The sequence below is a fragment of the Catenulispora subtropica genome (assembly GCF_039531675.1).
Taxonomy (GTDB): Bacteria; Actinomycetota; Actinomycetes; order Streptomycetales; family Catenulisporaceae; genus Catenulispora; species Catenulispora subtropica.
In genome coordinates this window covers 22,717-28,716 of sequence record NZ_BAAAQM010000090.1, presented here as the reverse complement: position 1 = coordinate 28,716, position 6,000 = coordinate 22,717, and the positions used below count along the sequence as shown (strand labels likewise).

Genomic DNA, 6,000 nt, shown 5'->3' with positions numbered 1-6,000 from the left:
GGACGAGCGCTGCCGACCGCTGGCGTTCGTGCTCACGCCCGGCCAGGCCGCCGACGCCGAGGAGGCCCGAGAGCGGTTCGCAACTGCGTTCGAGGTGGCTTGTGCGCTCCTTCGACCCGACGGCCACCTGCTCGTGTCCGCACAAGGTGAACTCTGGGACGAGATCAAAACGGCGGTCGGCACCACAGCCACCTTCGACATGGTCGAAGAGCTCTGCACCCACGGACTGGGAGCCGTCTACAGGCAGAGGCCAGCCGTCGCGATGCGCCACCCAGCAGTTCAAGCGTGACAGGGGTTACGAAGTGATCGCCCAAAGAGATCGTATGCGCGCCACGACTGGACCCGCCGTGGCCGAACCTACGATCAGCGTTCAAGTGCCGGAAATCAGAGAATTATCCGGTTTCACAGTGGGCACATTCCAGCCGTTGCGCTGGGACGAAGAACATCAGCACGTCGCCAACCAGCTGGAGGACCGCGATGACACCGCCCAATGACCTCGCTTCCACGCACCGAGCGATGAAGCCCGATCAACAGCGCGAGATGAACTCCTCACCATCCTCGAGGTCTGCGAGGAACTCGGAATTGCACGCGCCACCTTCTACCGCTGGCGCGCACACCGCAAAGGCCCGGCCAGCCTTCGCCTGCCCAACGGCACCGTCCGCATCCGCCGCTCCGTGCTGACCGCGTTCATCGCTTCCTGCGAAGAAGCGCGTCGGTAGCTCATCTGCACAACCCGGACCGGCCCTGCAGCCGCACGCAGGGCCGGTCCCATCACCACCGCAAGGAGATCTACGTGTACAGCCATAACGTTCGTGTCTGGGAGATCAGGACCTACCGAGGGACGAAGCGGACCACTTACACGCTCAGATGGAGTGTGGCGGGCAACGACTTCCCGAAGACGTTCCCCGTCAAGGCGCTGGCTGAGAGCCGGCGGTCGGAACTCGTCGCGGCGCAGCGCCGGGGCGAGCCGTTCTGCGATGAGACCGGACTTCCCGAGTCCGAGGTGCGCCACCGCCTCACCAGCGTGAGCTTCTACGCGCACGCGATCGAGTTCATGGACATGAAGTGGCCCGCGCTCGAGCCCGGGTCCCGCCGAACACTGGCGACCGCGCTGGCCACAGTGGCTCTGGCCCTCATCGACGATCACGACGGGGCGCCCGAGTACAGCGTCGGGTTCCGCGCTCTGGCCGGGTGGTCTTTCAACAAGACCGCTCGTGCAGCCGCAAAGCCTTGCGACGAGGTCACCGAGGCGATTGCGTGGATCGAGAAGCACTCCCTTCCGCTGTCCGCCCTGGCAGACCGAAGGTCGCTCGTCTTGCGTACAACAGCACCACCACGCACTACACAGGCAAGCAGTTCGCGGCGAAGACCTACCGCAACAAGATGAAGGCCCTGTCCGGGACGATCAAGTACGGCATCGAGCTCGGCCGGCTGACCGGTAACCCGCTCGAGCGGATCTGCACGACCCCGCCCCGCAAGGTCACCACCGTCGACCGCCGATGCGTCGTCAACCCTCACCAGGCCCGTGCGCTGATCCGCGGGGTCGACAAACAGGCACCGACCGGACCACGGCATGTGGGCTTCTTCGCGACCCTCTTTACGCCGGACTGCGCCCTAGCGAGGCCCTCGCCTACGGATCCAGGACTGCACCCTTCCGACCAGGCGTGGCGCCTGGGGTGCGCTTTGCCTCGCAGGCTCGACACCCTTCGCCGCTCCGATCTGGACCAACGAAGGCGAGGACAGCCCGCGCAAGGCGCTCAAGCACCGCGCCAGGAACGAAAGCCGGCCAGTCCCAGCGTGTCCACAGCTTGTCGCCCACCTCCGCGCCCACATCGACGAGTTTGGCACCGCCGAGGACGGCCGCCTGTTCGTCCGTGCCGACGGCGGTCCGGTGCGCTACGCCACGTTCGCCAGCGTCTGGTCCCGGACACGAAGGGCCGTCTTGAGCCCTGTTCAGTGCGAGTCGCCGCTGGCCAAGCGCCCGTACGACCTGCGCCACGCCTGCCTATCCACCTGGCTGAACGCAGGTGTCGCCCCACCCCAGGTCGCTGAGTGGGCCGGCAACAGCGTTGAAATGCTTCTCAGCACATACGCCAAGTGCATCGACGGCCAAGAAGATCTCGCCTGTAAGCGCATCGAGGCAGCGCTGGAATGAACCGAGCCGGACGACTGGCAGCATCGGTCCTGGGAGACTTGGTGGTGGAAGAGGACACAATTCGCCACGGATGGAGGCCTCGATGCCACGGACGGTGCAGTTGCGAACCTACACGGTGCGACCCGAGAAGCTGGATGAATGGGTGATGCACTGGCGGGACCTGGTGGTTCCGCTGCGCCGAGAGTTCGGGTTCAAGGTCCACGGGGCGTGGATGGATCGGGAACGCTCGCAGCACACCTGGGTGATCTCCTACGAGGGTCCTGAGACGTTCGAGGAACGCAACGCCGCGTACTGGGCTTCGCCAGAACGCGAGGCGATGGGGCTGGATCCCTCGCAGTACCTGGTGGACGAAGAGGTACGGGTAGTGGAGGACGCGTTGTAGTGGGTGTTCACAGCACCCGCTCGGGCAACAGGTGGGCGCTGCGTTCCTCGGCCGTCAGAGATCGGGCCACGCGGCGGCGGGCCGTGCGGATCAGTGCGTCGGTGTCGAGGTTGGCGGACCAGATGCGGATCGTGGTGTCGGTCGAGCCAGTGATCACGCGCAGGCCGTCTGGAAGCCAGGCGACCGTGTTCACGCGATCGGCGTGCACGCCGATGACCTCGCGCTCGGTGCCGTCGTGCGGGTTCCAGGTGCGTACGGTGTGATCGTCGGAGACGCTCGCCAAGAGAGTGCCGTCCGGGGACCATGCGATGGCGCGTACGCGGCGTTCGTGGCCGCTGAGCTTGTGCAGGATCTGGCCAGATGCGGTGTCCCAGATACGGATAGTCCAGTCTCCACTGCACGTGGCCAGCAGCGTTTCGTCGGGTGACCAGGCGACGCCGTCCACCCAGTTCTGGTGTCCGGTGAGTTCGTGCACGGCGGTGCCCGTTTCGGCGTCCCAGATCCGAGCCGTGCGGTCGTCCGAGCCGGAGGCTATCCATCGGCCGCTGGGCGACCAGCAGAGCGCACCTACCCAGTCGGTATGACCCGTCAGCAGCCTGGGCGCTTCTTCGTGCTCAGCGCGGGCGTCCAGGATGCTGATGTGGTTGTCGCGGCCCCCGGCGGCGAGACGCACTCCATCCGGCGCCCAGGAGAGCGCCTCCACCTCGATCTCCCCGTTGAGCAGGACGCGGTGTGTCTGCTCGTGCGGGCGCCACAGGCGGATGGTGTTGTCGTTGCCGCAACTGGCTATCGCTTCGCCGTCCGGTGACCAAGCGACCGCGTTGACTGCGCCTTCGTGCCCGGTCAGAACTGCAAGCGAGGTGCCGGTTGCGGTATCCCACAGACGGAGTGGACCGTCGTGGGAGCCGGAGGCGGCGTTGGCACCGTCAGGGCTGACGGCGATGGCTTTGACACTGGCCACGTGGCCGGACAGGAGTTGCTGTTCGGCGCCGCGGGCAGTCGCCGTCCAGACGCGGGCGGTGGCGTCATCCGAGCCGGTGAGCAGCCGCGTTCCGTCTGGGCTCCAGCCGATGGACCACACTACGTCGGTATGGCCGCGCAGCTCTGCCAGTTGCTCGTCATGCTCGATGCCCCAGATCCGGCCGGTTCGGTTTCCTGAGGCGTAGGCGATGGAGCGACCGTCCGGGGAGAAGGCGACCGACCAGATCGGGTCGCGGTTACCTGGGATGGACCGCACGAGCCGACCGTCGGTAACGTCCCAGATGCGGACCCTGTTGTCCCCGCTTGCGGTGGCCAGCTGGGTACTGTCCGGCGAGAAGGCCACCCCTTCGACGAAATTCGTATGCTTGTCCAACCGCAGAACTATCTCTGCGCTCACCACATCCCAGATAATCACGGATTTGTCGTGTGAAGCGCTGGCCAGGCGAGAACTGTCGGGCGACCAGGCCACGCCCCACACGTCGTTGCCATGGCCGGTCAATGCGGCTGTCTGCTCCCAGCTCACCGTGTCGAACACGCGGACGAGCCTGTCTCGTGATGCCGCCGCCAGTCGCGCACCGTCAGGCGAGAACGCCACACCACGAGCAAAGTCCCCAAAGCCGGCCAGCACGGTGGCGCAAGCGCCGGTGGCGGCGTCCCAGATCCGGACCGTGCAATCCCGGGAGGCTGTCGCCACCAGACGAGAGTCAGGAGACCACGCTGCGCCCTCGACCATTCCCTCGTGCCCGCGCAACACGTGTTTGGTGGTGCCGGTGGCCGCATCCCAGATTCGCGCGGTCCCGTCGCGTGACGCGGTGACAATCTGGCGGGTGTCTGGCGACCAGGCGACCGAGCGCACTGTGGCCGTATGCCCGACCAGCGCGAGTTCGAGGTGGCTCTCGGTCAGCGAGGCCATCAGCGCGCGGCGGGCGAGCCCGGTCGGCGGGCACTCGGTGAGCGCGGCCGTCGTCAGCAGGATCGCGAACTCGGGGTTCTGAGCGACGTTCGCCAGCACGTACTTACCGATCGCGGCCGAAACCCGCTCCAGGAACGCCCGGTCCCGGCTGCGTGAGAGCGCGACGAACGCCTTGATCTCCTCGCTGGCCTGTCCGGCTTCGACCAGCGACTCCAGCCAGGCCAGCGCCAGGGCCAGACGTTCACCCGTGAGGAGATAGTCCGTGCTGCGCCCGGAGCGCACCCAGTCCCCGGTCCAGCGCTCCAGCTCACCACGGCTGCGCAATTGCTCGCTGCGTGCGGCCACCAGCTGGCGCAGCGGGGGCCATTGACGAAACAGCGCCTCATGCGCAGCCTGCACGCTCGGCATCCCGTCGACGGTGTCGGTCACCAACAGGCGGGCATCGGTGAACGCCGCGACGACCACCCGCTCGATGCCGGACAGATCCGACACCAGTACCCGCCGTCTCGTCGGCTCGGCACCGTCCATGCCCACCAGCCGCAGCAGGGTACGCAGTACGGTGTCCGCGTCGTACACCACGATCAGTTCCGTGAACACACTGTCGGCCTGCCGTGCCAGAGCACCGGCCACGCCGCCCAGGGTCCGGTACGCCTCACGACTGGCCACCCCGCCAGAACCCGCCGCCAGATACAGCTCCTGCAGCAGATAGGCCAGCAGTGGCAGGGCATCGACTGTGGCAGTGTCCTCCACTACGTCCGCCACTAGCCCTGCCTCCAGCGCCATTCCCGCCAGCGCGGCCGGCCGCTCGATGACGGCGACCAACTCGGCCGGGCGCAGCGCCCCGAGGGCGACCGGTGCGGCGAACAAGCCTGCCTGCCCTGTGCCAAGCAGTTCCGGGAGAAACTCCACCCGCAGCGTCGCAAGCACCCACAGCCGCCGATCGGCCGCCAGCGCCCGCGCCAACGCACCAAGGAAGAGCTCGCGCTCCGCTGGTCCCGAGAGCGTCACCAGCTCTTCAAGCTGATCGAGCACCAACAACACCCGGGTAAACCGGCCGCTCGGCGCGGCCAACGGCGTGAAATCCTCGCTACGGAGCCGCTCGCTCAACACTGCGGGGTCCGCAACGGTGTGCGCGGCGAACGCGGCAGCCAGGCGAGTAAGCGGTTCTCCGCCGGGATGACCACGGGCAGCACGCTCCACCGGCGCGAGCGCAAGCGCGGGATCACCCCAGCGTGAACCAGCGAGGATTTTCCACTGCCGGACGCGCCGGTCACACAAACGAACCGGTCGGCCGCACTGGCGTCCACCACGTGCAGCCGCCGGATCAGCTCCGCGATCTGCGCGTCACGACCGAAATACGCTGGGGCGTCCTCCTCACCGAACGCCGACAGACCCGGATAGGGCGCCCGCTGTGGATCCCAGGCCGGACGATCCGAACGCGGATTCTGCATCCGGAACACCAGGACGTTGCCCACGACGAGCATCAGCAGCAGCACGACCACGGCCGGCAGGGCCACGTGAACCAGAAGTCTGACCGATCTAGACTGCAGATCACTGGCGGCAGAGTTC

6 protein-coding genes and 2 pseudogenes are annotated in these 6,000 nt (G+C 67.1%); 6 read left to right on the top strand and 2 right to left on the bottom strand.

Going from position 1 to position 6,000, the window contains the following annotated elements; genetic code table 11:
• The 6 genes and pseudogenes from ABD466_RS42425 to ABD466_RS42400 all read left to right on the top strand — a co-directional run.
• Window positions 1-289, top strand: a 289-nt coding sequence (locus ABD466_RS42425; protein ID WP_344662980.1) for a hypothetical protein, incomplete at its 5' end; no start/stop codon positions are given.
• A 34-nt stretch (window positions 290-323) separates the two neighbouring features.
• Window positions 324-494, top strand: coding sequence for a hypothetical protein (locus tag ABD466_RS42420; protein ID WP_344662979.1), 171 nt, complete (start codon window positions 324-326; stop codon window positions 492-494).
• 57 nt (window positions 495-551) lie between these two features.
• Window positions 552-719: pseudogene (locus tag ABD466_RS42415) on the top strand (helix-turn-helix transcriptional regulator); the annotation flags it as partial.
• A gap of 155 nt (window positions 720-874) precedes the next feature.
• Complete coding sequence (locus tag ABD466_RS42410) at window positions 875-1,387, top strand: hypothetical protein (RefSeq protein ID WP_344662978.1); 513 nt, start codon at window positions 875-877, stop codon at window positions 1,385-1,387.
• 555 nt (window positions 1,388-1,942) lie between these two features.
• Window positions 1,943-2,155, top strand: a complete 213-nt coding sequence (locus tag ABD466_RS42405; RefSeq protein ID WP_344662977.1) for a site-specific integrase — start codon at window positions 1,943-1,945, stop codon at window positions 2,153-2,155.
• An 82-nt stretch (window positions 2,156-2,237) separates the two neighbouring features.
• The gene (locus ABD466_RS42400; protein ID WP_344662976.1) at window positions 2,238-2,537 is read left to right on the top strand and encodes an NIPSNAP family protein; all 300 of its coding nucleotides are present in this window, start codon (window positions 2,238-2,240) and stop codon (window positions 2,535-2,537) included.
• A 7-nt stretch (window positions 2,538-2,544) separates the two neighbouring features.
• Here ABD466_RS42400 and ABD466_RS44630 read toward each other — a convergent pair whose 3' ends face one another.
• Both ABD466_RS44630 and ABD466_RS44625 read right to left on the bottom strand, forming a co-directional pair.
• Window positions 2,545-4,251: a WD40 domain-containing protein gene (locus ABD466_RS44630; RefSeq protein ID WP_486334159.1), complete on the bottom strand. Its 1,707-nt coding sequence runs from the start codon at window positions 4,249-4,251 to the stop codon at window positions 2,545-2,547.
• A 90-nt stretch (window positions 4,252-4,341) separates the two neighbouring features.
• A pseudogene (locus tag ABD466_RS44625) lies at window positions 4,342-5,882 on the bottom strand (nSTAND1 domain-containing NTPase); the annotation flags it as partial.
• Between the last annotated feature and the right edge of the window lie 118 nt (window positions 5,883-6,000).